This window comes from Paenibacillus sp. FSL K6-1122, assembly GCF_037977015.1.
Classification (GTDB): Bacteria; Bacillota; Bacilli; order Paenibacillales; family Paenibacillaceae; genus Paenibacillus; species Paenibacillus amylolyticus.
The window spans coordinates 1,955,791-1,979,646 of the sequence record NZ_CP150272.1; the positions used below are offsets into that span (position 1 = coordinate 1,955,791).

The window sequence follows — 23,856 nt, forward strand, 5'->3', positions numbered from 1 at the left end:
ACAGAAAGAGGTTGGGGAAATGCAACTTAGAAGAGTAAGGATCGCGGGAACAGGGAAGTACCTGCCTGAACAGGAAGTCACCGATGAGGAACTGGATCGCCGCTTGGACGTGCCTGCGGGCTGGGTTAGCAAAGCTACAGGCGTAGGTGTACGTCATTATGCTTCGGGTGAAGAAACCTCCTCTTTCATGGGCGCACGGGCTGCGGAAGCTGCACTGGCGGATGCAGGATTACAATTTAGTGATATCGACTGTCTGGTGTGTACCAGTGGCACGAAGGAACAACCGTTGCCAAGTACGGCGGTATTTATCCAGCAGGCCATGGGGCAGCAAGATTCGGGCGTACCTGCCTTTGATATGGATGCAACCTGCCTAAGTTTCCTGAACGGACTGGATGTGATTTCCTATATGGTAGATGCTGGACGTTACCAGCGAGTACTGCTCGTAGCCACTGAGATTGCCTCAGCCGGACTGAATTGGTCGGATAAAGAAAGTGCGGCCCTGTTCGGAGATGGAGCGGCCGCTGTTATTATTGAGCGTTCGCCTGAAGGGTCATCCTCTCAGATTGTACATGCTTCCCTTCAAACCTACAGCCGAGGTGCTCGCTTCTCGGAGATTGCAGGTGGAGGTACACGGCTGCATGCTTCGAATTATAAGGCGGATCAGCCTGAACCCTACCTTTTTCATATGGATGGACAGGCGATCTTCCGCATGGCATCCAGACTTTTGCCTGGCTTCATTGGTGATATGCTGCAGGCGACCGGGAATCGAATGGAGGATTTCCAATTGGTCATTCCCCATCAGGGAAGTGCCATGGCGATGAGACTGATTCGCAAGAAGCTTGGCATTGCTGAAGATCGGTTTATGGACATCACACGAAATCACGGCAATACGATTGCGGCATCGATCCCGATGGGTCTGCATGAAGCGATTAGACAACAGCGTATTCAGCGTGGTGATCGGGTGTTGATGATTGGCACGGCTGCCGGATTATCATTGGGAGGACTCATTTTTGACTACTAGATCTGGGGAAACCAGACATCGTACAGTTGCTTCTCTCCGTGTGCTGCTTACAGGAGGAAGGGCTCCCGTAACGCTGGATCTGGCACGCATGCTTCATCGGGCAGGCCATCGGGTCTATGTCGCGGAGAGTGCCGTACGGCATCTGACCAGATTATCTCGTGCAGTGGAACAGTGCGCTGTGGTCCCGTCGCCACGTCATGACACACGTGCGTATCTGGCAGAGCTGGAACGGTTGGCACAGGATTGGCAGATCGACCTGTTGATTCCGATGTGTGAAGAAGTCTTCTATGTTGCCCAAGGGGCAGACAGATTGCGTGCATATTGCCGTGTTCTGGTTACAACTCTGGAGCAGCTGCATGAGCTGCACCATAAATATGATTTTATCCAGCTTGCAGGGTCACTCGGTCTTTCGGTTCCGGATACACGTCTGATCCACAGTCGGCAGGAATGGATGGAAGCTCAGTCTGTTCTGGGAAAAGTAGGAGATTGGGTATGGAAACCGGTGTATTCCCGCTTTGCAGCCAAAGTTCGCATGCCAACACTCATGAACGATGAGGCTAGGGCAGGGACGGATCAGGAAGGAAACGTAAGTGAAAAGAAACGTCGACATTTCCGTAACGACCCTCCGGACGAGGTAGCACTATCATCTATTTCACCTTGGGTTGCACAGGCCTACATTCCTGGTCAGATGTTATGTACATACAGCATAGCGCATGAAGGGCAACTGGTTGCACATGCCACTTACGACAGTCGCTATCGTACAGGAAGCGTGGGAGCCAGTGTTTTTTTTGAACAGGTGGAACATGAGGATGCCCTTGCGTGGGTGAGACAATTTGCCCAGGCAACGGGGTTTAGCGGACAGATTGGGTTTGATTTTATAGAAGGTCAGGACAGGCGAGTGTACGCGATTGAGTGTAATCCGAGGGCAACGAGTGGGATTCATCTGTTTCACCCCGGAGATGACTTGGTGCGTGCATTGACTGAACCGGAGACGTTGGTCAAGGAAGGAAAAATGATCACGCCCGCACGGGGCAGCAAAGCCATGCTCATGCTTCCCATGCTGGGAAGCGGGTTGCAGCAGATCTTAGGCAAAAGGAAGCTCCGTGCATGGATAGCTGCGTGGCGTGGAGCCAGGGATGTGGTCTATGTAGGGCAGGATATCCAGCCTGTATTTGAACAATTCGGAGTGGTGCTAGCCGCATGGCGTCTGGCAAGATCGCAGAAGTGCTCGCTGACTGAAGCTTTGACTCATGACATAGAATGGAACGGTGAACAACAATGAATAGAGCATTGGTTACAGGAGCTACGGGATGTCTGGGCAGGCATCTCGCGATACGACTTGCTAAAGAGGGATGGGAAGTCACTGCCATGGGCCGACAGCCAAAGATTAGTGCAGAACTTGAGTTGGCAGGAATCCGATTCCTGAATGGAGATATACGGGATGAGGCTGCAGTGAACAAAGCGTGTACGGGACAGGATGTGGTGTTTCACTGTGCAGCTCTATCCTCGCCATGGGGCCGATATCGTGACTTTTATAGCAGCAATGTGGAAGGGACGCAGAATCTTGTAGATGTATGCCTGCATAATGAGGTACAGCGATTCATACATGTCTCAACTCCGAGTATATATTTTAATTACAATCCGCGATATAACGTACATGAGAATGATCCGTTGCCATCCAAACCAGCCAATCATTATGCAGCCACGAAGCTTCTCGCTGAGCAGGTTGTAATGGAGGGGCATGCGAAGGGACTTCCATCGATCATGATTCGACCGCGAGCGATCTTTGGTCCATATGATCAGACGTTATTTCCCAGAATTGTCGCAGCGAACGCAAAATCGGGCGTGCCGATGATCGGTGGTGGACAGGCATTAATCGATCTGACATGTGTGGATAATGTGGTGGATGCCTTGTTGTTGTGCCGCGATGCCTCTGACGAAGCGCTCGGCCGAGCTTACAATATCTCCAACGGCGATCCGAGGGCGTTCAGTGAGTTGGTAAGCAGCTTGTTTGGCATGCTGGATATGCCATTGCGTCGTCGCAACATTCCTTATCGGACGGCATATGGAGCGGCAGCATTGCTGGAGCAAGTTCATGGCTTTATTCCTGCGTTGGGTGAACCTCCGTTGACACGGTACACAGTCGGCTCCTTATCCATTCCACAGACATTGGATATTACAGATGCACGGGAGCGATTGGGGTACATCCCTCGGGTATCTATTGAAGAGGGTTTGCAACAATTTGCAGACTGGTGGAGGGCTGAGTCATGCTGACAACAACTCCGGTGAAACTATATTTGGGTGCGGCGGGTTACTGTACACATCCAGAGTTTCTGACGTTGCGCGGTGGTCGGTTGAGCCCGGTGCCTTTCCCGGCAGGATTTGCCTGCATCATTCATCCCGTACATGGACCGATCCTGCTGGATACAGGATATAGTTCCCGCTTTTTCGAGGAAACGGCTCATTTGCCTAACGCACTGTATCGTCATATTACACCTGTGGTCTATCGTGAAGAGGATAGTGCCGTTCATTTTTTGGCTCATATTGGACTGAAAGCTTCGGATATTCGGTATATCATCCTCTCGCATTTTCACGGCGATCACATCGCGGGTGTACGTGATTTCCCGGAGGCACAATTCATCTATCTGCCAAGAGCTTATGATGCTGTGCGCTCACTTGGTTCAATTGCGGCTGTAAAGGCAGGTTTTCTTGCCGGGTTGTTACCCAAGAATTTTATGGCCAGATCATGGCCTGTTACGCGTCAGCCTGAGCGATGGACAAGAGCGGGGGAAGAGTTCCCTTTTGATGAGGTCTACGATATCTTTGGCGATGGCAGTCTGCTGGGGGTGGATGTATCCGGTCATGCAGAAGGCATGATGGGACTCCTGCTGCGTACGGAAGAACATGACTATTTCCTGTGCGCGGACGCGGTGTGGTCGAGTCGGGCTTTTCGTGAACAGCGCAGACCGAACATTCTTGCTGGAATCATCATGTCGAATCGACAGGAATACAATCGTAACTTTGACAAGCTGGTTCAGCTGCATCAGCAATTTCCCCACATTCGGATTGTGCCGAGTCATTGTCGAGATGTACTGGACGCTTGGGGTACAGGAGGGCCGAAACGATGAGTAATACCTTTCGTATTGTGGTTCATTATGCACTCGCACGTGGGCTGCGAACATGGAAAACACGAGAACAACTTGAGCGCTGGCAAGAGCGCCGGATTATTCGGCATGTTCATCAGATCCGTGCCCGATCTCCGTTTTACCGGAAGTGGTGGGGTGGCGTGGACGCAACCGACTGGAGAAGCTTTCCGTTGATTGACAAATCAACCATGATGGAACATTTTGATACACTGAACACGGTGGGTATTACCAAGGACAAAGCTCTGGCTCTTGCAGGTGAAAGTGAAGAAACACGTGATTTCAAACCTTCCATTCAAGGCGTGACGGTTGGACTGTCTTCGGGCACGTCAGGGAACCGGGGGATATTTCTGGTGAGTGATCGGGAGCAGGATGCGTGGACGGGTACGGTGCTGGCCAAGTTGTTGCCTGGTGGACTGTGGAAACCTGCGAAGATTGCGTTTTTCCTGCGGGCCAACAGTAATCTGTATGAATCGGTGCAACGTGGCAAATTGCAGTTTCAGTACTTTGATCTGCTGGAACGTGTGGAGACCTTGGTTAAGCGGCTGGAAACCTACCAACCTACCGTGTGGGTGGCTCCTCCATCCATGCTGCGTCTGTTGGCGGATGCGTATGTGGTAGGATATCTGACTGCTGTACCGGATAAAATCATCTCTGTTGCCGAGGTGCTGGACCCCCTGGATCGCAAGGTGTTGGAGCGGGTCTTCGGACAGACCGTTCATCAAGTCTATCAGTGCACAGAAGGGTTCCTGGGTGCAACCTGTCGTTATGGCACACTGCATTTGAATGAAGATATCGTGCATATTGAAAAAGAGTTCATTGATCCCGCCACCCGACGGTTCGTGCCCATTATTACGGACTTCTCCAGAACATCACAGCCGATCATCCGATATCGGTTGAATGATATTCTGACCGAGGCGGCGCTGCCATGTGCCTGTGGTTCCCCGTTTACTGCCATTGAGCGGATTGAAGGCCGCTGTGATGACACGCTTTATTTTTCAAACATGCATACGGGTGAGGCGGTACCGGTCTTTCCGGATTTCGTTACCCGTTCGGTCATTGGGGCTTCGCCGGATATTGAACATTATCGTGTGGTGCAGCAAGGGGACGGAACAATGGAGGTATCCCTTCGACTTGGCGGGAACGCAGTGATGGCTCAGGTTGAGACCAATGTACTGCTGGAACTGATGAAGCTGGGAGAGCGGCTTGAATGCACCTTACCTGAGATCAGATTTGTACCGTATACGTTTGAACCGGGACTTACGAAGCTGCGCAGGGTGGAGAGACGGCATAATGGAGTGGCGGATTAAGCAGCAGGGGCCGTGCGGTATAGGTAGGAACGGGAAGTAAGTAATTTACCGAGGAAAGAAGGACACACCGTGACAGTAGAGGAAAACTTAACAGAAGCCGGACAGGGACGGATTAATGCAGGTTCTGATGTAGTGAAAAAGACGAAGGAAGGAACTAACGCTCCGGTGGCCTTAATTACGGGTACCTCCAGTGGTTTTGGTATGCTTACCGCGATCACCCTTGCCAAGCAGGGATACCTTGTTGTTGCTACAATGCGTGATCTGAGTCGAAGAGAAGAATTGGTGAAACTGGCTGAACAGGCGGGGTTAGCTGATCGTTTGCAATATGTGCAACTGGACGTGACCGATGCTGAATCCGTGCAGAAAGCTGTGCGGTCCGTACTTCATAATAATGGCCGAATCGACATGCTGGTGAACAATGCAGGATTTGCGGTGGGCGGGTTCATTGAGGAAGTATCGATGGAGGATTGGCGGCGCCAGATGGAAACGAATCTATTTGGATTAATCGCCGTGACACGTGCGGTCCTGCCTGTGATGCGTGAACAGAAGCAGGGGTTAATTGTTAACTTGTCCAGTGTCAGTGGTTTGTCCGGTTTTCCAGGGTATGCGCCTTATGCTGCCTCCAAATTCGCTGTGGAAGGATTCACGGAAAGTCTGCGCCATGAGATGTCTTCGTTTGGTGTTCGGGTGGTATTGGTTGAGCCAGGCTCTTATCGCACGCCAATCTGGAATAAAGGTTTGGGTGAGATTCACCAGAGCGAGGACTCTCCGTATAAGCATAAGCTGGACGCGGTTCTTCGTTATTCCAAACATGCGAGCGAGACGGCACCTGATCCACAGGAGGTAGCTGATCTGATTGGCCGAATTGCACGGATGCGTGCACCAAGACTTCGATATGCTTTGGGAAAAGGTTCGCGTGTGCTCATCATAGGTAAAGTACTGCTACCCTGGAAGTGGCTGGAGTGGATCATCGCCCGTGGATTAAAATAGAGATAAGGTACGAGTCACGATTGCGTAATTTCCGAATGGGAGGGGTTAGCCATATTTGAATTTATCGTCATTATTTTACTTCTTGCGATTGTGGGTCTGCTCTTTCATATCAATAGTAAGCTGCCAGCGCGTGACTGGGTGAAGGAAGCAATGGAACGGGATCGGAATCAGAAACATAATCAGGATGCTCCAAATTAAAACGCGGAGGTTACCAATGAAAATGGCATTCGTTTTGTTTGATGGACTGACTTTCCTTGATTTTGCAGGGTTTTATGATGTGATCAATCGGTTGAATTTCTTTGAACCTACCAAAGGAACGACGTGGGAAACCTGTGCCATGACAGATCAGGTCACGGATGAGTCTGGTCTAACGTTGAAGGTGGATCGAGTGAAGCCTGACCTATCGGAATATGATCTCGTGTTTATCCCCGGAGGCATGGGAACGCGCAAGCTTCGATATGACGAGGCCTTTGTAGGTTGGCTGAAACAGGCTGAGTCTGTGCCTTTGAAGGTTTCGGTGTGCACAGGCTCTCTGCTGCTGGGTGCGGCTGGTTTTTTATCCGGCAAAAAAGCAACAACACATCCCCGTGCATATAATTTGCTTGAGCCGTATGTCACCGAGGTGATTCAGAAGCGGATTGTAAAAGATGGAAATGTAATTACTGCCGGTGGTGTGGCCACGTCCATTGACCTTGGGATTTATGTTGTTGGGTTGCTTGCAGGACAGGAAGCGGCAGCGAATGTAAAACTTCAGATCGATTATCCTTATGAGATGCAGGGAGTGGTCGAAGAATGAATGCAGATCGCAAGCAAGAGACTTATATCATTCGCAATATTCAGCGGGATGAAGCAGACATCTACTGGCCTTTGCGACTGGAAGCACTGAAAACACATCCTGAAGCCTTCGGGGCTTCGTTCGAGTTGTCCATTCAACTCCCCATGAGTGAAGTGCAGGAGCGCATACATAATGAACCGGATGATTATATTCTGGGAGCATACACAGAAGAAGGAACCTTGGCGGGAATGATGGGTTTCAAAAGAGAATATGGCCTAAAGCTCAGGCACAAAGGCATGATCTGGGGCGTCTATGTTGCTCCGCCATATCGGGGAAGTGGGCTGGCTTCGCTCTTGCTCCGCGAGGTGCTGGATCGTGGAAGACATCTGGAAGGCATCAAGCAGATTAATCTGAGTGTAGTGACAACGAATGAATCAGCCCGACGTTTATACGAGCGATATGGATTTGAAGTTTTCGGCATCGAGCGTAACGCATTGGAAGTCAACGGTCAGGGATATGATGAGGCGCATATGAATTACTTTTACACGGAGCATTCAACATTGAATGAAGATACCAGCACAGGAGGAGTCCGATGACAGATCAATTTGAACTTGAGATCGACGGTGTTTCCTTTGTCTTAAAAGAGTCTCATTCTTTCGACTGGTTACAGCCCTTGGGTACGGTCTTTCGCGTATTCGATCAGCAGGATTCAGGGAATCTCTCTTTTGGTATTGTGCAAAAGGATGGAAAGCGATTGTTCGTTAAATATGCGGGAGCACATACAATTCATGCGAATCATACGGGAAGTCCCCCGGAAGCCATTCGTAATCTGAAATCATCTGTTTCCGTTTACGAAGATTTGGCGCATGACACGTTGATTCGACTAACGGATCATTTTGCAACGGATGAGGGGTATGCCTGTGTATTCGATTGGGTGGATGGGGAGTGTTTGCATTCCCACTGGTATTTTCCGCCTCCGGCCAAATATGAAGATCCGCGTTCGCCCTACTATCGGTTCAGACAGCTTCCTGTTGAGACACGCATTCGGGCAATGGAGCAGATTCTGAATTTTCATATCGAGGTGGAACGAAGAGGTTATGTGGCTGTTGATTTGTATGATGGCAGTCTGATCTATGATTTTGACAGAAACTTTATGAAAATTTGTGATATCGACTTGTATCGGAAGGGCTCTTTTACCAATACCATGGGGCGCATGTGGGGATCTTCCCGCTTTATGTCCCCTGAGGAATTTGAGTTGGGTGCACCCATAGATGCGGTTACCAATGTATTCAACATGGGGGCAATGGCGTTTGGGTTGCTTGGTGGGGAGAAAGATCGTTCTTATGACAGATGGGATGCCGGAGAAGCATTGTATCAGGTTGTGATACGTGCAGTGAGCGATGATCGGTCCGAGCGGTACGCATCGATTGCGGAACTTGGTGAGGCCTGGAAACAAGCTACGATTTAAGGTCAATGAGTGAGTGGTGGAATTTTCGCAAATGTGCAAAATCCATTCGTATACGTGTGTGAAATCCCGTATAATGGAAATTATTAAGGGGGTGCAGATGATGTGCAGATATGCCTTGTCAGGACCATATAAAGACATCTATGCATGTTTCATTTGTCGCAAATCATTTAAACAAGTTTCCAGACATGACCTGAGCCCTGAGGTGGTGGCACAACTTGAATATAAATGCCCGCAATGTGCCACATCTATGGTTAGCATGGGACACGATTTCCAGGCGCCCAAGCAAAATGATACCAAACAATGGACCAAAGTGATGATGCTGTACCGTCATGGTTATACCTATCATAATTGCGGGTGCGGGGCTGGATATCGTCCTGCAGAATTACGTCAATTATCCGAATTTCTGGAGCAACAGGAAGCTGGTAAAGGCAGTGTAGGCAAACGATTATTGCAAAGGTTAACTTCTTAGTTATGGTTCCAAAATCGAACCTGTCGTCTATGGAAATGTTGAAAATACAGGTGAGTACTTTATATACGATCAACGAGCAGCAGCGTCTATTAAGCATCAACGAGCCGGGTGGTGGGCAGGCTCCAGCCATTTTTATCGGTATGACTTCTGCCAGTTCACTGATCTATTATCATGAGCAGTTACCGCCGGATCTAATGGATGAGTTGGGGAAGGATTGCGAGCTTCCGTTGGATATTCCGAAACTAATTCGCAAGGTGGAAACCTTTGAGCTAGTTAACCGTGTGTGGATGGGACCCGCCTATGCTTTTCCTGAGATATCTTACGAGTGGAATCAGAAGGTTCAGTTGATTGGTCAGGAGCAGCGTTATTTGCTGGCAGAGCATTTTCCTGAATTAACAGATCACTTATATGAAAAAAGCCCTGTTGCCGCTTATGTTATTGGGGATTCTGCTGTGGCAGTGTGCTGCTCCGCAAGGCTCTCCGATCATGGGGCGGAAGCGAGTCTGTATACGGCCCCCGGTTATAGAGGACATGGATATGCAGCGGAGACAGTAAAGTGCTGGCAGTATTATGTCAAGGAGCGTGGACGCATGCCAATCTACAGTACATCTTGGGATAATCTTGCTTCACAGCAAGTTGCCCGTAAACTCGGATTAATTCAGTTCGGTGTGGATTTCAGTATCACAACTGTGGATTTGAGGAAGGACTGTGATGTCTGATGATTCGCACTTTCGTACAAAAGGATCTGAAGTATGTCATTGAAGCGCATATCCGAATTTATCGAAACGAGTATAATTATGATCATAGCTTTGCTGAATTTATCACCAACGCGGTGAATTCGTTTGGACTTAAAGGCAATCATTGGAGGTAGATGTTATGGATTGTTGAGTTAGATCAGACAGCTTCCGGCTCCATAGGACTTACTCAGGTGAATGAAAATACGGCTCAACTTCGCTGGTTTTTGATCGAACCGGAAGCACGTGGTGCAGGATGGGGCGGGGAGCTTATCAAACAGGCAATTCTTTTTGCAAAAGAAAAGGACTACACATCCGTGATCCTGTGGACCAATGAGTCTTTGATCGGCGCGCGTAGATTATATCAATCTGTGGGCTTTGAAGTGAAGGAAGTTCGCAAGCAGATGTTGTCAGGTCAGGAGCTTACCGAAGAACAATGGGAACTTGTTCTATAACTCTCGTTGTTGAAAGGAGTGGTACAGTGAATCGGAGAAGACTGATTCTGGGTTTGTTATCCGTATGCACAGCATTGACGGTAGCAGCATGTTCGATTCGGACAGAAGACCAAGCATTAACAGCATCGATTGAAAGCAACCTGCAGCAGATGGTTAGCGACCCTGTCCTCCTGACCAGCAGCAATCCGAATGATTATATTGCTGGTAACCGGGAGGCTTACGACGACATCTTGAATACGGGGGAGGCAGGACTGCCTTTCCTGCTACAGCAGCTCGAATCCAGTCCGGATAATGGTCTCAAGGAATGGATCATGGCTCAGGCAAGTACTGAAATGCTCGGAGAGCTTAACCCTGTAGAGGCGTGGCATAGTGGCAAGGACTGGCTCAGACAGTATAAAATGAGCGTAGAATAATGGCTCATCTTCTCTATAGTACCTGACTTAGCGGAAGTAATGGAGGGGGCGGAATCGATTCTGAAGAAGCGATAGCGTTCGCCTTTGTCTCCGATCAGAAGAACGATCCGTAACCGGAATGGTTCCCGCAAGCCGTCAAGCACTGTAGTGTGTGATGAGCCGGAAGTACAAACCTCACCTCCAGTCAGCATGAGCAGCATTGAGAGGTTCTTGGAACCCGAAAGAATACATTATAGAGGTGAAATCCTTGAAAAAGAAAATTGCTTTTTTTGATTCAGGCATCGGTGGTTTAACCGTTTTGCATAAGGCATTACAACAGTTTCCGGAAGAAAAATTTCTGTATTACGCAGATACCTTGCATGTCCCCTATGGAACGAAGTCTGCGGATGAGGTTAGAGGACATATTTTTGATTGTGTGGAAGCCATCGTTCAGGAGGATGTTCAAGCCATCGTGATTGCTTGTAATACAGCAACAAGTCTGGCTGTGAAGGATCTGCGCGCCAAGTATGATATCCCGATCATTGGCATGGAGCCTGCAGTGAAACCAGCCGTGGAGATGAATCGCAACAGTGGGAAGAGGGTGCTTGTATTTGCTACGGCCCTCACCTTGAGCCAAACCAAGTATAACGAACTGGTATCACGTGTTGATGATCACCACAGTGTGGATTCCATTGCGTTGCCGGAACTTGTGGAGTGGTGTGAACAGCTGGATTTTGATCCGGGCAAAATCGCTGATTATTTCCGGTTCAAGCTGGCAGATGTTGATGTTCATGGGTATGGCACAGTGGTGCTTGGTTGCACGCATTATCCATTCTATACGTCCATTCTGCGCACGGTTCTGCCCGATCATATACAGATCATTGATGGCAGTAAAGGCACAGTGAACCATCTGAAGCAGCGGCTTGGACTGGTGGCTCAACATGGAGACAGAACAGGGGAACAGGTCACTTTCCTCAGTTCATCAGGCCGACCGGAAGAGCAGGAGAAGATGTACAGTGCACTTCAATATCTTGAGATGAACTCCAAGTAAGTTACACCATAGGAGGTGATAGCTATGCAGTCCATTTATCTTATCCGTCACGCCAAGGCCACAGGGCAGGAACCCCATGCAGAGCTTACTGATGAAGGGATCAGGCAGGCTGAAAAACTTGCAGATATCTTGGCTCATCATTCCATAACGTATATTGTCTCCAGTCCATGGAAAAGGGCCGTTCAGACGGCTATGCCACTGGGCATAGCAATGATGCAACATATACATACGGATGAACGTCTTCAGGAGAGGGTACTTAGCTCTCTTGATCTGCCTAACTGGATGGATGTACTGAAACGTGCATACGATGATGTGGATTGGATGGAAGAAGGCGGGGAATCTTCGAGAAACGCGGCTGCAAGGGGGCTGGCACTACTGGAAGAGTTGTGGAGCAGACCGGAACAGCACGCGGCCGTGGTTACACATGGAAACTTGTTATCACTGCTTATTCGTGAGTATGAACCATCCTTTGGTTATGAAGAGTGGACCAAACTGTCTAACCCGGATGTGTATGTGCTGGAGAGACAACGACCGGATGCAGGGCTGTCCACCATTCGAAGAATCTGGACAGATTAAACAGCAAAAGAGTGCTCCAGCGATATTATATCAGCCAGAACACTCTTTTCGTTTATCCACGGGGCATATTACAATGCAGCAATCATGATCATAACCCATCCAGCCAAAAATGCGACTCCGCCAAGTGGGGTAACGGCTCCCAATTTGCGAACACCCGTCACACTTAAAACGTACAGGCTGCCAGAGAACAGGATAATCCCGGCGAACATCAGCCATCCGGCAAGCATGACGAGTGAAGAGGATTCAAGACGGTCTGCCAGCAGTCCGATCAGGATGATGCCAAGTCCGTGGATGAGGTGATATTGAACACCGGTTTCATAGATTTTGATCATGTCAGCGGATAATTTGCGCTTGAGCGCGTGTGCGCCAAAAGCACCCAATGCAACAGCCAGGAACATCATAATACTGCCGAGTATAATCAGGGTTTGCAATGTGTTTTTCTCTCCTTTTAAGGGTAATTAGATATAACATCAAAGTTTACTGCACGAGTGTTGTCTACAGTTTGCGCAATTGAATCTGCCCAATGGAGTGATCGGCTTCCTTTTTCAGAATCAGTCTGGCACGTCCTTTGGTTGGCAAAATGTTTTCATGCAGGTTTTTGGCATTGATATCTTGCCAGATCTGGTTGGCCGTACGCACGGTTTCTTCTTCATCGATATTGGCGAATCGTTGATGGAAAAAGGAATCTGTGTTCTGGAACGCTGTATTGCGGAGTAGCTTGAAACGCTCAACGTACCAGTGCCTTATATGTTCTTCTTCCGCATCAATGTAGATGGAAAAATCGAAGAAATCACTAACCAGCAAAGGCGTTTCCTTTTTGATCTGAAGTACATTGATACCTTCAATAATGAGAATATCCGGTTGACAGATCTGCTTCTCTTCTCCTTGAATGACATCGTAGGCGAGGTGAGAGTAGACGGGTGCTTTCACTTCGGGTTTGCCAGATTTCACATCACCCATGAACTGAATCAGGGATTTGATATCATAACTTTCCGGGAATCCCTTGCGGTTCATGATGCCCTTCTCTTGCAGCACCGCATTGGGATATAAGAAACCGTCGGTTGTGACAAGGTCAACCTTCGGGCTATTCTTACCTCTGGCGAGCAGTGCCTGTAGTAAGCGGGCCGCTGTACTTTTGCCCACGGCAACACTCCCCCCGATTCCAATGATGTAGGGAGTGGGGAGGGCTTCTTTTTTCATAAAGGAGGCCGTCAGTTGATTCAGCTCTCGTGAAACTCTTGCATATAGGTCAATAAAGTGGGTAAGAGGCAAGTATATATCTTCGACTTCTTGAATCGATACCTCTTCATTCAATCCCTTTAACTGTTCTAATTCGGCTTCCGTCAGTGGAAGAGTGGTCTGATGTTCTTTAAGTTCAGCCCATTCCTTGCGGTTAAACTCGATGTAAGGAGAGTATAAATTCATGAGATCCCGCTTTCTGTATGTAATATAATTGTGGACACAACCTTTAGTGTATCAAATTTCAGGAAACTGACAACACCTTTACATTGTGCCTTTCGTCAAAATGGAGCGAAAAACAACTTACTAGGAAAGTTTAACCCAATTTATGTTAAAGTCAACGTATACCATGCGGAAGGGTGACAGCACATGATCGTATATGAGAGAGAGCATGATTTTGTTTTGACCGCACAGCATGAGCATGGATTAGTAGCCGGAGAGATGGCTTCCCACTGGAAAAATGAATTATTATCCGATGCTGCGCATCGGGATGAATTGATTCTAGCGGCCAAGGAACATGACCGTGGCTGGATTGAACTGGATTCGTCTCCGTTCTGGAATGATTACAGTCAATCGCCGTATTCGTTTCGTGACTTTCCATTGCGTCCGCGTTTTGTATTCTACCATAAAGGGATTGAAGAAGTTCGTCAGAAAAACCTCTACGCCGGATTATTGTGTAGCTTGATGTACACGGAACTATTTCAGAAAAATCTGGGGGCCAATGCTCAGGATGATGATGACATCCGAGATTATCTGCAACAAGAACACGAACGTCAGCTGGATTGGGAGAAACAGCTTGGTGGTGATGCTGAAGCATTGAAACAGAGGCTGCAAAGTGATGTGGAGATCATGCTTTTCTGTGATCAGCTCAGTCTGTTTCTCTGTATGGAGGAACCTGGAACACCTGCTGCGCGTTATGATTTTTTTGCAGAAGGGCTCAGTTGTACATTTGATGCCTGTTCCAGACAACCGATTCAGGCAGAGTGGTTATCCAATGAAAAAGTAGGCCTGTCTTTTTTCCCGTTTGATGAGGACTTTACGATCGTTTTACCATATAAATCGGTACCAAAGGCAAGTATCCGCAAATTTGGTATGCAACAGGCTTATCGCCGGGCTGAATGGAAGGAACGCCGGGTGTTGATTACGGAATTGAACTGAGAACTGGAAACTCCAGGCTTGAGGAAATAGCAGCATAGAATATAACAAAACAGGCGGGCTTCTGATGTACAGGTGTACAGGGCGTCCGCCTTTCGTATGCATATATATCATCATAGACTATACTGTGAGACCGGTGAAAATACGAATGAATCAGAGTGGGAATAAAGAAGGAAAACATAGGTTATTCCCAGAAATGTTAGTGTACAGCAGAGAAGCGCATGTTAGCAGGAGGACGAATATGGATACTAGAATAGAGATATTAACGATGTGTATGGTATGGGACAAAACGAATGATCAGGTGTTGTTAATGAATCGGCCGGACCGCAAAGGATTTCCGGGATACATCGCTCCTGGGGGGAAGGTAGATTTTCCGGAGAGTATCGTGGATGGTGCCGTGCGGGAGGTTCTGGAGGAGACGGGGCTAATAGTTAATGAGATTACGTATAAAGGGCTTGATGAGTTCTGTGATCCCGAACAAGGGTTGCGGTACATGGTATTTAACTATTTGGCGACTTCATTCGAGGGTCGGTTATTGCAAGATCCGCCCGAAGGCGAGCTGTTATGGGTGCCGATGAAGCGGGTTTTTGAGCTGCCTATGCAGGATTGGTTCGCTGAACGTTTCCCACGTTTTTTCCAAAAAGGCACTTTTGAGCGGAGTGTGATCTGGGAGAAGTCGTCCGGCCGTACGTTGCAAGAAACATTTATGGTGTATAGCGATTCCGTACTTGAACAGAGTAGGACCCGATAAGTTAAACCGTCAGAAGGAGGAAAAATCATGGGATACCAGCATGCCCTGCAAGGATACAGTGCGGCGACGCTTGATGGGGAATGGAAATTAATCCATGAGCATTTAAGCTTGGGTTAGGATAAAAAATAATGCCTCATAATGTATCATCCATATCTATATATTTATATCCAAATATTATGATATAATGAAGTTTACTATTTTTATAGGAGATGACTAGTCTGTGGGTAATAGTGTGTGATTAATAGATTGAGTAAACTAGTTTGTTGAAATGAAGAATGATATATTTGTAGATTTGCCATACATAGGCTTCTGCAAACAGAACGTAAATGAATATTGTACGATGAAAAGGTGGAGATTGGCATGAAATTGTCGTTCCGGATTTTGGACTGGGAAGAAGAGAGACCCTACGAACTTTTATTGATGGCTGATCCTTCAAAAGCAATTGTGGATGAATACCTGAGTCGGGGTGTTTGTTTTATTGCCGAGTATGAAGGAGAGATGGTTGGGGAGTTCGTATTGTTGAAGACTCGTCCAGAGACTGCGGAGATTGTTAATATTGCCGTACAGGAAGAACTGCAGGGACAAGGTGTAGGCAAACACATGATTAAGGAAGCGATGGAAGCTGCACGTAGATTGGGATGCCGAATTCTCGAGATTGGGACGGGCAACTCCAGCTTTCATCAATTGAAGTTATACCAACGTTGCGGTTTCCGCATTATCGGGGTTGATCGTGACTTCTTTGTGAGGCATTATGAGGAAGAGATTATAGAGGATGGTATCCGCTGTGTGGATATGATCCGTATGGCCATAGATCTGGATGCTGTTACAGAGGATGAAAACGAAAGGAAGAGTCCTTAAGTGAATCGGCATACACATATTGGGGTATATGGCTTGGTAGCTTGGGAGGGCCGATTCCTGTTGATTCATAAGGCTCGCGGAGCATATCAGGGGCAATGGGATTTACCAGGCGGAAGGCTGGAATTTGGCGAGCAGCCAGAGACTGCTCTTCATCGTGAGATTGAAGAGGAGACGGGCCTGACCCATCTACAAGTGATGATTCGTTCTGCGGAGTCTACGGTACTGGAATGGGTGTATCAAGGTGAGCCGGAAGAGTTGCACCATATCGGGATGTTGTATGATGTTGTTTTGACCGCAGCCAGTCAGCCGGATCATATCAAAAAAGAACCCGATGGTGAAGATTCGTTGGGCGCGGACTGGTTTACACTGGAGCAAGTTAGAGATCTTTCCCTAACGCCGTTTGCAGAGTATATGATTAGCAAAAGTACATCTTGATGTGCATCCTCAACTTTATTGTTAACTTAAATTTGATGAATCCAAAGAAGCTGCTCGGATAATTTATGTCTGGGCCAGCTTTTTGCTGTGGGTCTCCTGAAGAAAACCCTAATTATTTGTTGAATGTGACGTCAAATGGTTAATGTTTAACTTGACGGTTTGTTTTTGCACATAATGGACCACAATTCAATTAAGGAGGTAAAATGGGAGATCGTATGCCTATTTTGTTGTAATTAAGCGTTCGTTGTTCTACCCAAATTGATCGATTTATTCGATTCATCTAATTTATGCATCAATTGAACTAAAAATAGGAAATGCTCCTGAGCGTAAAAGTTTATAGAATAGATAGTAGAACATGGACTTCACTTGAAGAAGTGGAGAAAGTGTAACCTTCGAACGGATCAGGACAGTATTCGACATCTGTGCGACGGTATATACAATCATTGTTTTACTTTGATTTTGAAAACGCAGACAAACCTTGACGGGAGCGTCGGACTAACGTTACTACCACCAACAGCACGATTATTGGACTTCATGAAAAATTTCGCTTAAAATGTTGAACGAACGCAAATTACGGCTTAGTCAATGATTTCCGTCAAAAACTTATGACTAAATCAAGACGGAGGGAACGTCGATGACGATCGTGGAAGGCAACAAGAAGCCCTGGGAAAGTTACTATGGCCCCAATATGGGATACGTACAGGAACAATATGAATTATTCACTCAAGACCCTGGTTCGGTTACACCGGCTTATCGTGAACTATTTGAACAATGGGGTGCACCGCCGATGTCTGGCAGGGATGCACGCACAACCTTGAATTCCGGCAACGCCCAATCGGCTTCCGGAAGCGTAGACATTCAACTATTACAGAAAGCGGTTACAGCGGGTAAACTGGTATGGAACATCCGCACCTATGGTCATCTTGCTGCAGATATAGATCCGCTTGGAATCAGTGAAGATACAGACACATCTTTGCTGGAACCTCAGCATTTTGAATTAAACGAAGAAGATCTGAAAGCTTTGCCTGCTTCCCTGATCTGGGAAGGTGCAGATGGGCAGACAGCAACCGGATGGGATGCAATCCAACGTTTGCGTCAGATATACACTGGACCCATGGCATACGAATTCAGTCATGTGCACGAAGTTCAAGAGCGTGAGTGGCTGAATCGTCGTGCGGAATCTCGGACATCACCGGCTCCACTTACGCCGAAAGAACGTAAGGCTTTGCTGGAACGTTTGGTTGAAGTCGAGCAATTTGAAGATTATCTTCACAAAACATTTGTTGGGCAGAAACGTTTCTCCATCGAAGGTAACGATGTGCTTGTGCCGATGCTGGATGAAGCTGTTCGCATCATGGCAGAAGCCGGATCAAGCCACATTCTGATGGGTATGGCCCACCGTGGACGGTTAAATGTACTGGCTCATGTTTTGGGCAAACCGTACAGCAAGATTTTCTCTGAATTTCATCATGCTCCGAACAAAGATTTGGTTCCATCGGAAGGTTCGACTGGGATCAACTACGGTTGGACGGGGGATGTCAAATATCATATGGGTGCCAACCGTTTTGTGAAAGACGGGGAAACTGTGCAGGCACGCCTTACTCTGGCAAATAACCCGAGCCATCTGGAATACGTTAATCCGGTTGTACAAGGGTTTGCTCGTGCGGCTCAGGATGACCGTCGTGACCCTGGATATCCGAAGCAAGACGTGACGAAGGCAGCTACCATTTTGATGCACGGTGATGCAGCATTCCCTGGAGAAGGGATCGTTGCAGAGACGCTTAACTTCAAAGCTCTGCCAGGATATCAGAATGGCGGAACCATCCATATTATCGTCAACAATCGTCTGGGTTTCACTACAGATAGCAGTGATTCCCGTTCAACGTACTACGCAAGTGACCTTGCTAAAGGGTACGAAATTCCGATTGTACACGTGAATGCGGACAATCCGGATGCTTGTATTGCTGCTATTCGTATGGCAGCCGAGTATCGCAATCGTTTCAAAAAGGATTTCCTGATCGACTTGATCGGTTACCGTCGCTACGGCCATAACGAAACCGATGATCCCGAAACAACTCAACCTATCGTTTATGACAAGGTGAAAAACCATCCAACGGTAAGCCACTTGTATCAGGATCAGTTGAAAGAGGAATCGATTATCGATGATGCATCCATTACGAGCATTCGCGATGGAGTAACGAACAAATTAAAAGAAGCTTATGACCAGATGAAGAAAAATGAAGTGCATGAATATTATCAGCGGAAAATCAGTGAGCCGGAGGCTGTTACGATTACTCCGACTGCGGTACCGCTTGAGAATCTTCGCAGCATTAATGCCGATCTGCTGAAATGGCCTGAGAACTTCAATGTGTATCCGAAGTTACAGCGAATTTTGCAACGCCGGAGCACTTCCCTGAACGAAGGGGAAAAAGTGGATTGGAGCCTTGCGGAGACACTCGCATTTGCAACCATTCTGGCAGATGGCAAGCCAATTCGGATTAGTGGACAGGATGCCGAGCGTGCTACATTCGCTCATCGGAATCTGGTGTTGCATGATTCGGAGAATGGAGCAAAGTTCTGCCCATTACATCACTTGCCACAGGCAAGAGCATCCTTTGCAATCTATAACAGTCCGTTGTCTGAAGAATCCGTTGTTGGATTCGAATACGGATATAACGTATATTCACCCGATACACTGGTCATCTGGGAAGCTCAATTCGGTGACTTTGCCAACTGTGCACAGGTTATCTTTGATCAGTTTGTATCAGCGGGTCGTGCCAAGTGGTCTCAGAAATCCAGTCTGGTCATGTTGCTTCCACATGCGAATGAGGGTCAGGGACCTGAGCATACAAGTGCTCGTCTTGAACGCTTCCTTCAGCTTTGTGCAGAAGACAACATGACGGTTGCCAACTTGTCGAGTGCTTCTCAGTACTTCCACTTGTTGCGTCGTCAAGCTTCCTTGACTGAAACGGAAGATGCTCGTCCACTTGTGATGATGTCACCGAAAAGTCTCATTCGGAATCCGCGTGTTGCTTCACCGGCAGTCGAATTCAGTGAAGGCAAGTTTGAGCTTGTGCTGGAGCAAGCCGGACTGGGTACACAGCCGGATCGCGTAGAGCGCATTATTTTGTGCAGTGGCAAGATTGCCATTGACTTGGAAGATGCTTTTGAAAAAGATAAAGCTGATTGGTCATGGCTTCACATCATTCGAGTGGAACAGCTATATCCGTTCCCGGCAGAAGAGATTAAACGCATACTCGCACGTTTCAGCAATGTAAAAGAACTGGTATGGGTACAGGAAGAAAACAAAAACATGGGTGCCTGGACATACATGGAGCCTCGTCTTCGTGAAGTTGCCCCGGAAGGCACAACCGTTAGATACGAAGGTCGCCCGGAACACGCAAGTCCTTCCAGCGGTTATCAGCTTGTGCATAGTATGGAACAGCAACAGATTATTACATCTGCGTTGAAACAAACGACGAAGAATAATATTCCACTGGGGAGGTAACAGCTGTGAGTGAAATTAAAGTACCTGCAATGGGTGAGTCAATAACTGAGGGAACTGTATCCAGATGGATGGTTAAAGAAGGGGATACCGTTAATCAGGGTGATGTGCTTCTTGAACTGGAAACGGATAAAGTAAATATTGAGATCAGCGCAGAAGAAAGTGGCGTGCTGGAGAAGATCATTCGTCAGGAAGGAGAGACGGTAGTGATCGGTGAAACGATCGGTACACTCTCAGCTGGTTCTGGAGGAGGAAGCGGTGCACCCGCTTCCGAACCAGCAGCTGAAGAGAAAAAGGCCGTTACTCCTGCACCTGAAGCTCCACCACCACCACCAGCACCTGTTGCGGCAGCACCGGAGTCATCCGATAGTGCCAAGACGGCTTCACCGTCTGCCCGTAAGCTTGCACGTGAACGTGGTATCGAACTGGATCAGGTTCAGAGCAAAGATCCGATTGGACGGGTATACCAGGATGATGTGAAGAGTCATAACAATCAGGCGCCTGCTCCTGCTGCTCCACCTGCGAGTAAAGCTCCAGCAGCACCAAGTGCTCCGGCAGCTGGAAATTCAACCTATACCAAACCAGTGGAGCGTCAGCGGATGTCTCGCCGTCGTGCAACCATTGCGAAACGTCTGGTAGAGGCTCAGCAGACAGCAGCCATGTTGACTACGTTTAATGAAGTTGATATGACTGCGATCATGGATGTACGTAAACGCCGTAAGGACAAGTTCAAAGAGAAACATGAGATTAACCTGGGCTTCATGTCCTTCTTCACCAAAGCGGTTGTGGGGGCTCTGAAAAAATTCCCTACAATTAACGCAGAGATTGATGGCGAAGATGTTGTACTCAAAAAGTATTATGATATCGGCATCGCCGTATCTGCGAAGGAAGGACTGGTTGTACCGGTTGTGCGTGATGCAGATCGTCTGGGCTTTGCCGAGATCGAGAAGAGCATTGCGGACCTGGCATCCAAAGCTCGTTCCAACACGCTGGCGTTATCTGATCTGCAAGGTGGAACGTTCACCATCACCAATGGTGGAACATTTGGTTCCTTGTTGTCTACGCCAATTCTGAATACACCTCAAGTGGGTATTCTGGGGATGCATAAGATCCAGCTTCGTCCAGTGGCGATTGATGCAGAACGGATGGAGAACCGTCCAATGATGTACATCGCGTTGTCCTACGATCACCGGATTATCGACGGTAGTGAGGCTGTTCGCTTCCTCGTAACCGTGAAAGAACTGCTTGAAGACCCGGAATCCCTGTTAATTGAAGGTTAATCCATAACGTTTGATTATAGCTATTATTCATATCGCTTAACAAGAAAACCCCTGAACTGGAGCGCAGCGTGAGCTGTACATCCGATTCAGGGGTTTCTTTTTGCTCTTGATATGTCTCCGAGTCTATTATATAGAGTCAGCCGTCTCGGTAGGGCTCACCGGACTAGGGTGAGTATTCGAGCCAGGGGTATTCCGCTCTAGCCAGCTCACAACGTGCTGGGCTACTTCTGTTCGGTTAATCTCATGCAGCATTTCATGGCGTCCATCCGGATACAGGCGATACTCAATATTCTCCAGCTGAAGTTTCTTATACTGCGAGACCAGATTAAGAACGCCTTTGCCATGAAGTCCGACAGGGTCCTTCTCACCTGAGAACAGGTATACGGGTTTGTGTTTGGGTATGCGCTCCATATTGTGTGGAAGATGGACTTCAAGTAGCAATTTGAAGAAGTCGCGGAAAAATCCTGCTGTACAGACTGCTCCGCACAAGGGATCATCAATGAATCGCTGAACCTCTTGTGAGTCCCGGGACAACCAATCAAACGGTGTCGTTGCAGGTCGGAAAGAGCGGTTAAATCCACCAAATACAATCGCATTGAGCAGCATGCTGGGATGAGTAGCCCCCTGAATGCCACATTGCAAGAAGGCGAGCTTCTCTCCAATACGGAGCAGACCGCGTCTGCCGTTTGTCCCGGATAAAATAAAGGCATGGTACTGTTCATGACCAGCGTACATGAGATGTTGTACCAAGAATGAGCCCATGCTATGTCCCATGAGAAACAGGGGCACCCCAGGATTCTCCTTGGCGGCTACTTCGCCCAGATTGATCATATCACTCGCCATCCAGCGGAAGGCATCGATACCAGCATTACCAAGCAACTTGGCATTCTCCACAGTTTTGCCATGACCCCGATGGTCATTGGCATAAACCGCATAGCCATTTTGGGTAAGAATGTCGGCAAATTCGGCGTATCGGGCTGCTGTCTCGCCCATGCCATGTGCAATTTGCACTACACCTTTAACGTTGCATTCCGGATCGGGAAGCCAGCGGTACACATGAATACGGGTACCTTCACTAGCGACCAAGGCAAAGGTAGATTCCTGCATCTCGTGTAATTCCTCCTTCACGGGTCACATATAAGCTTGATTTAGGGCAGATAAGAGCGAAGAACAGTGGTATTCCCGTTCAATGTATAAGAACCCAGATTGGCTGGCAAGAGATAACATTGTCCAGCTTTCAATTCAAGGCTATCTGATTCAGCATGTGCCCACTCCAAAGTTCCTTCTCCTTCACAGACAACGAGAATCGTGAAGCTGTCAGGATTGGTGGAGAGTTCCCAACGTTTAGTCACAATCCCTTTTTCAACTACAAAATAAGGGCATTCCGCAAGCTTGAGCCATTCACCAGGAGTAGCGTTATTTGTTTTCATCGTTGAGGCACCTGCGCCCTCATAGGCGGTGACATTTAATGAGTCTTCAACATGCAACTCACGTGGTTTGCCATCCAGCCCTGGACGATTGTAATCGTATATCCGGTACGTCGTATCCGAGTTTTGCTGAATCTCAGCGACAACGACACCTGCACAGAGCGCATGCACTGTTCCGGCAGGGATAAAAAACGTATCGCCGGCCTCTACAGGTACCTGACGAAGGGTATCCATCACCGTGCCGTTTTCCAATGCTTCTTTTAATGTTGCCCGATCAACGCCTTCGTTCAAGCCATAGATGATGTGTGCGCCCGGTTTTGCGTCGAGTACATACCACATTTCTGTTTTGCCAAGCTCGCCTGGAGGAAGTGCCTCATAATCGTCTGTTGGATGAACCTGAACGGACAGGTCATCGTTGCAGTCAAGCAGCTTAATCAGAAGGGGGAAACGGCCGCCTTTTTCAGAGACACCTTTGGTTCCAAGCCATTCGGTGCCCAGTTGTTCACGAACTTCATCCAGACCCTTGCCAGCCAGTGCTCCATTTAATACCTTGGTTGTACCGTTGGGATGATCTGCAATCATCCATCCTTCTCCGATATGTCCTTCAGGGGGCGTAAGGCCGAATTGCTCCAGCGCACGACCGCCCCACACACGTTCTTTGAACTCAGGTTGGAATTGTAATGGGTATGGCGTAGACATCAGTAATCTCTCCTCTAGTATATGAAATGGTGGATCGCTTTAATCAGTCATGGGCATGTAGTCGCCATGAGCAAACAAGTGAATACGTTTGCATATGTAGATGTAGAACACAGATCGCAGTAA

The 23,856-nt window shown here is 48.0% G+C and carries 25 protein-coding genes; 21 read left to right on the top strand and 4 right to left on the bottom strand.

What is annotated here, in order from left to right:
• Nucleotides 1-19: 19 nt before the first annotated feature.
• The 15 genes from NSQ20_RS08810 (at nucleotide 20) to NSQ20_RS08880 (ending at nucleotide 12,384) form a co-directional block, all read left to right on the top strand.
• Nucleotides 20-1,021: a beta-ketoacyl-ACP synthase III gene (locus NSQ20_RS08810; protein WP_047842224.1), complete on the top strand. Its 1,002-nt coding sequence runs from the start codon at nucleotides 20-22 to the stop codon at nucleotides 1,019-1,021.
• Nucleotides 1,011-2,303 carry an ATP-grasp domain-containing protein gene (locus tag NSQ20_RS08815; protein ID WP_340032293.1) on the top strand — a complete coding sequence of 431 codons (1,293 nt, stop codon included), beginning with the start codon at nucleotides 1,011-1,013 and terminating at the stop codon, nucleotides 2,301-2,303. Before NSQ20_RS08810 ends, NSQ20_RS08815 begins: the two co-directional genes overlap by 11 nt.
• Nucleotides 2,300-3,295, top strand: a complete 996-nt coding sequence (locus tag NSQ20_RS08820) for an SDR family NAD(P)-dependent oxidoreductase (RefSeq protein WP_340032294.1) — start codon at nucleotides 2,300-2,302, stop codon at nucleotides 3,293-3,295. The genes NSQ20_RS08815 and NSQ20_RS08820 overlap by 4 nt, the downstream gene beginning before the upstream one ends.
• Nucleotides 3,289-4,149, top strand: coding sequence for an MBL fold metallo-hydrolase (locus NSQ20_RS08825; protein ID WP_340032295.1), 861 nt, complete (start codon nucleotides 3,289-3,291; stop codon nucleotides 4,147-4,149). The genes NSQ20_RS08820 and NSQ20_RS08825 overlap by 7 nt, the downstream gene beginning before the upstream one ends.
• Entirely contained in the window at nucleotides 4,146-5,474 is a 1,329-nt protein-coding gene (locus tag NSQ20_RS08830; protein ID WP_340032296.1) for a F390 synthetase-related protein, read from the top strand. Before NSQ20_RS08825 ends, NSQ20_RS08830 begins: the two co-directional genes overlap by 4 nt.
• 69 nt (nucleotides 5,475-5,543) lie before the next feature.
• On the top strand, nucleotides 5,544-6,464 hold the full coding sequence (locus tag NSQ20_RS08835) for an SDR family oxidoreductase (RefSeq protein WP_340032297.1): 921 nt from the start codon (nucleotides 5,544-5,546) through the stop codon (nucleotides 6,462-6,464).
• A gap of 214 nt (nucleotides 6,465-6,678) precedes the next feature.
• Complete coding sequence (locus NSQ20_RS08840; RefSeq protein WP_017689696.1) at nucleotides 6,679-7,260, top strand: DJ-1/PfpI family protein; 582 nt, start codon at nucleotides 6,679-6,681, stop codon at nucleotides 7,258-7,260.
• The gene (locus tag NSQ20_RS08845) at nucleotides 7,257-7,835 is read left to right on the top strand and encodes a GNAT family N-acetyltransferase (protein ID WP_076252494.1); all 579 of its coding nucleotides are present in this window, start codon (nucleotides 7,257-7,259) and stop codon (nucleotides 7,833-7,835) included. Before NSQ20_RS08840 ends, NSQ20_RS08845 begins: the two co-directional genes overlap by 4 nt.
• Nucleotides 7,832-8,707 (top strand): serine/threonine-protein kinase, encoded by an 876-nt coding sequence (locus NSQ20_RS08850; RefSeq protein WP_076327073.1) that lies wholly within the window; start codon nucleotides 7,832-7,834, stop codon nucleotides 8,705-8,707. Before NSQ20_RS08845 ends, NSQ20_RS08850 begins: the two co-directional genes overlap by 4 nt.
• Nucleotides 8,708-8,807: 100 nt before the next feature.
• Nucleotides 8,808-9,176, top strand: coding sequence for a hypothetical protein (locus NSQ20_RS08855; protein ID WP_076327072.1), 369 nt, complete (start codon nucleotides 8,808-8,810; stop codon nucleotides 9,174-9,176).
• A 50-nt stretch (nucleotides 9,177-9,226) separates the two neighbouring features.
• A complete protein-coding gene (locus NSQ20_RS08860; RefSeq protein ID WP_282318810.1) occupies nucleotides 9,227-9,895 on the top strand; it encodes a GNAT family N-acetyltransferase in 669 nt (222 codons plus the stop codon).
• Nucleotides 9,896-10,047: 152 nt separating this feature from the next.
• Nucleotides 10,048-10,365: a GNAT family N-acetyltransferase gene (locus tag NSQ20_RS08865; protein WP_340032298.1), complete on the top strand. Its 318-nt coding sequence runs from the start codon at nucleotides 10,048-10,050 to the stop codon at nucleotides 10,363-10,365.
• 26 nt (nucleotides 10,366-10,391) lie between these two features.
• On the top strand, nucleotides 10,392-10,778 hold the full coding sequence (locus NSQ20_RS08870; protein ID WP_076327069.1) for a hypothetical protein: 387 nt from the start codon (nucleotides 10,392-10,394) through the stop codon (nucleotides 10,776-10,778).
• 247 nt (nucleotides 10,779-11,025) lie between these two features.
• The gene (gene murI / locus NSQ20_RS08875; protein WP_076327068.1) at nucleotides 11,026-11,808 is read left to right on the top strand and encodes a glutamate racemase; all 783 of its coding nucleotides are present in this window, start codon (nucleotides 11,026-11,028) and stop codon (nucleotides 11,806-11,808) included.
• Nucleotides 11,809-11,832: 24 nt separating this feature from the next.
• The gene (locus tag NSQ20_RS08880; RefSeq protein WP_340032299.1) at nucleotides 11,833-12,384 is read left to right on the top strand and encodes a histidine phosphatase family protein; all 552 of its coding nucleotides are present in this window, start codon (nucleotides 11,833-11,835) and stop codon (nucleotides 12,382-12,384) included.
• Nucleotides 12,385-12,452: 68 nt separating this feature from the next.
• Here NSQ20_RS08880 and NSQ20_RS08885 read toward each other — a convergent pair whose 3' ends face one another.
• Together NSQ20_RS08885 and coaA are read right to left on the bottom strand one after the other, a co-directional pair.
• On the bottom strand, nucleotides 12,453-12,815 hold the full coding sequence (locus tag NSQ20_RS08885) for a DUF423 domain-containing protein (protein ID WP_036610220.1): 363 nt from the start codon (nucleotides 12,813-12,815) through the stop codon (nucleotides 12,453-12,455).
• A 64-nt stretch (nucleotides 12,816-12,879) separates the two neighbouring features.
• Nucleotides 12,880-13,809: a type I pantothenate kinase gene (coaA, locus tag NSQ20_RS08890; RefSeq protein ID WP_036610217.1), complete on the bottom strand. Its 930-nt coding sequence runs from the start codon at nucleotides 13,807-13,809 to the stop codon at nucleotides 12,880-12,882.
• A gap of 183 nt (nucleotides 13,810-13,992) precedes the next feature.
• Between coaA and NSQ20_RS08895 the strand changes: the two genes are divergently transcribed.
• From NSQ20_RS08895 to odhB, 6 genes are all read left to right on the top strand, one after another.
• Nucleotides 13,993-14,781, top strand: coding sequence for a DUF3891 family protein (locus NSQ20_RS08895; protein ID WP_036610214.1), 789 nt, complete (start codon nucleotides 13,993-13,995; stop codon nucleotides 14,779-14,781).
• A gap of 238 nt (nucleotides 14,782-15,019) precedes the next feature.
• Nucleotides 15,020-15,529 carry an 8-oxo-dGTP diphosphatase gene (locus tag NSQ20_RS08900; protein WP_340019837.1) on the top strand — a complete coding sequence of 170 codons (510 nt, stop codon included), beginning with the start codon at nucleotides 15,020-15,022 and terminating at the stop codon, nucleotides 15,527-15,529.
• A gap of 360 nt (nucleotides 15,530-15,889) precedes the next feature.
• Entirely contained in the window at nucleotides 15,890-16,387 is a 498-nt protein-coding gene (locus NSQ20_RS08905) for a GNAT family N-acetyltransferase (protein ID WP_036610208.1), read from the top strand.
• The gene (locus NSQ20_RS08910; protein ID WP_340032300.1) at nucleotides 16,388-16,822 is read left to right on the top strand and encodes an NUDIX domain-containing protein; all 435 of its coding nucleotides are present in this window, start codon (nucleotides 16,388-16,390) and stop codon (nucleotides 16,820-16,822) included. It abuts the gene before it with no gap.
• Nucleotides 16,823-17,456: 634 nt separating this feature from the next.
• Entirely contained in the window at nucleotides 17,457-20,330 is a 2,874-nt protein-coding gene (locus NSQ20_RS08915; protein ID WP_047842236.1) for a 2-oxoglutarate dehydrogenase E1 component, read from the top strand.
• A gap of 5 nt (nucleotides 20,331-20,335) precedes the next feature.
• Nucleotides 20,336-21,607 (top strand): 2-oxoglutarate dehydrogenase complex dihydrolipoyllysine-residue succinyltransferase, encoded by a 1,272-nt coding sequence (gene odhB / locus NSQ20_RS08920; protein WP_340032301.1) that lies wholly within the window; start codon nucleotides 20,336-20,338, stop codon nucleotides 21,605-21,607.
• Between the two features lie 126 nt (nucleotides 21,608-21,733).
• Here the strand turns inward: odhB and NSQ20_RS08925 are convergent, their stop codons facing one another.
• Together NSQ20_RS08925 and NSQ20_RS08930 are read right to left on the bottom strand one after the other, a co-directional pair.
• Entirely contained in the window at nucleotides 21,734-22,714 is a 981-nt protein-coding gene (locus NSQ20_RS08925; RefSeq protein ID WP_340032302.1) for an alpha/beta fold hydrolase, read from the bottom strand.
• 41 nt (nucleotides 22,715-22,755) lie between these two features.
• A complete protein-coding gene (locus tag NSQ20_RS08930) occupies nucleotides 22,756-23,733 on the bottom strand; it encodes a type I phosphomannose isomerase catalytic subunit (RefSeq protein ID WP_340032303.1) in 978 nt (325 codons plus the stop codon).
• Nucleotides 23,734-23,856: the final 123 nt, after the last annotated feature.

Excerpts from the sequence above, each read along its gene's own strand:
- NSQ20_RS08850 (WP_076327073.1), top strand. The coding sequence starts at position 7,832 with ATGACAGATCAATTTGAACTTGAGATCGACGGTGTTTCCTTTGTCTTA.
- NSQ20_RS08825 (WP_340032295.1), top strand. The coding sequence starts at position 3,289 with ATGCTGACAACAACTCCGGTGAAACTATATTTGGGTGCGGCGGGTTAC.
- NSQ20_RS08810 (WP_047842224.1), top strand. The coding sequence starts at position 20 with ATGCAACTTAGAAGAGTAAGGATCGCGGGAACAGGGAAGTACCTGCCT.
- NSQ20_RS08865 (WP_340032298.1), top strand. The coding sequence starts at position 10,048 with ATGTTATGGATTGTTGAGTTAGATCAGACAGCTTCCGGCTCCATAGGA.
- NSQ20_RS08925 (WP_340032302.1), bottom strand. The coding sequence starts at position 22,714 with ATGCAGGAATCTACCTTTGCCTTGGTCGCTAGTGAAGGTACCCGTATT.
- coaA (WP_036610217.1), bottom strand. The coding sequence starts at position 13,809 with ATGAATTTATACTCTCCTTACATCGAGTTTAACCGCAAGGAATGGGCT.
- NSQ20_RS08905 (WP_036610208.1), top strand. The coding sequence starts at position 15,890 with ATGAAATTGTCGTTCCGGATTTTGGACTGGGAAGAAGAGAGACCCTAC.
- NSQ20_RS08820 (WP_340032294.1), top strand. The coding sequence starts at position 2,300 with ATGAATAGAGCATTGGTTACAGGAGCTACGGGATGTCTGGGCAGGCAT.
- NSQ20_RS08930 (WP_340032303.1), bottom strand. The coding sequence starts at position 23,733 with ATGTCTACGCCATACCCATTACAATTCCAACCTGAGTTCAAAGAACGT.
- NSQ20_RS08840 (WP_017689696.1), top strand. The coding sequence starts at position 6,679 with ATGAAAATGGCATTCGTTTTGTTTGATGGACTGACTTTCCTTGATTTT.
- NSQ20_RS08855 (WP_076327072.1), top strand. The coding sequence starts at position 8,808 with ATGTGCAGATATGCCTTGTCAGGACCATATAAAGACATCTATGCATGT.
- NSQ20_RS08915 (WP_047842236.1), top strand. The coding sequence starts at position 17,457 with ATGACGATCGTGGAAGGCAACAAGAAGCCCTGGGAAAGTTACTATGGC.
- NSQ20_RS08895 (WP_036610214.1), top strand. The coding sequence starts at position 13,993 with ATGATCGTATATGAGAGAGAGCATGATTTTGTTTTGACCGCACAGCAT.
- NSQ20_RS08845 (WP_076252494.1), top strand. The coding sequence starts at position 7,257 with ATGAATGCAGATCGCAAGCAAGAGACTTATATCATTCGCAATATTCAG.
- NSQ20_RS08900 (WP_340019837.1), top strand. The coding sequence starts at position 15,020 with ATGGATACTAGAATAGAGATATTAACGATGTGTATGGTATGGGACAAA.
- NSQ20_RS08880 (WP_340032299.1), top strand. The coding sequence starts at position 11,833 with ATGCAGTCCATTTATCTTATCCGTCACGCCAAGGCCACAGGGCAGGAA.
- NSQ20_RS08830 (WP_340032296.1), top strand. The coding sequence starts at position 4,146 with ATGAGTAATACCTTTCGTATTGTGGTTCATTATGCACTCGCACGTGGG.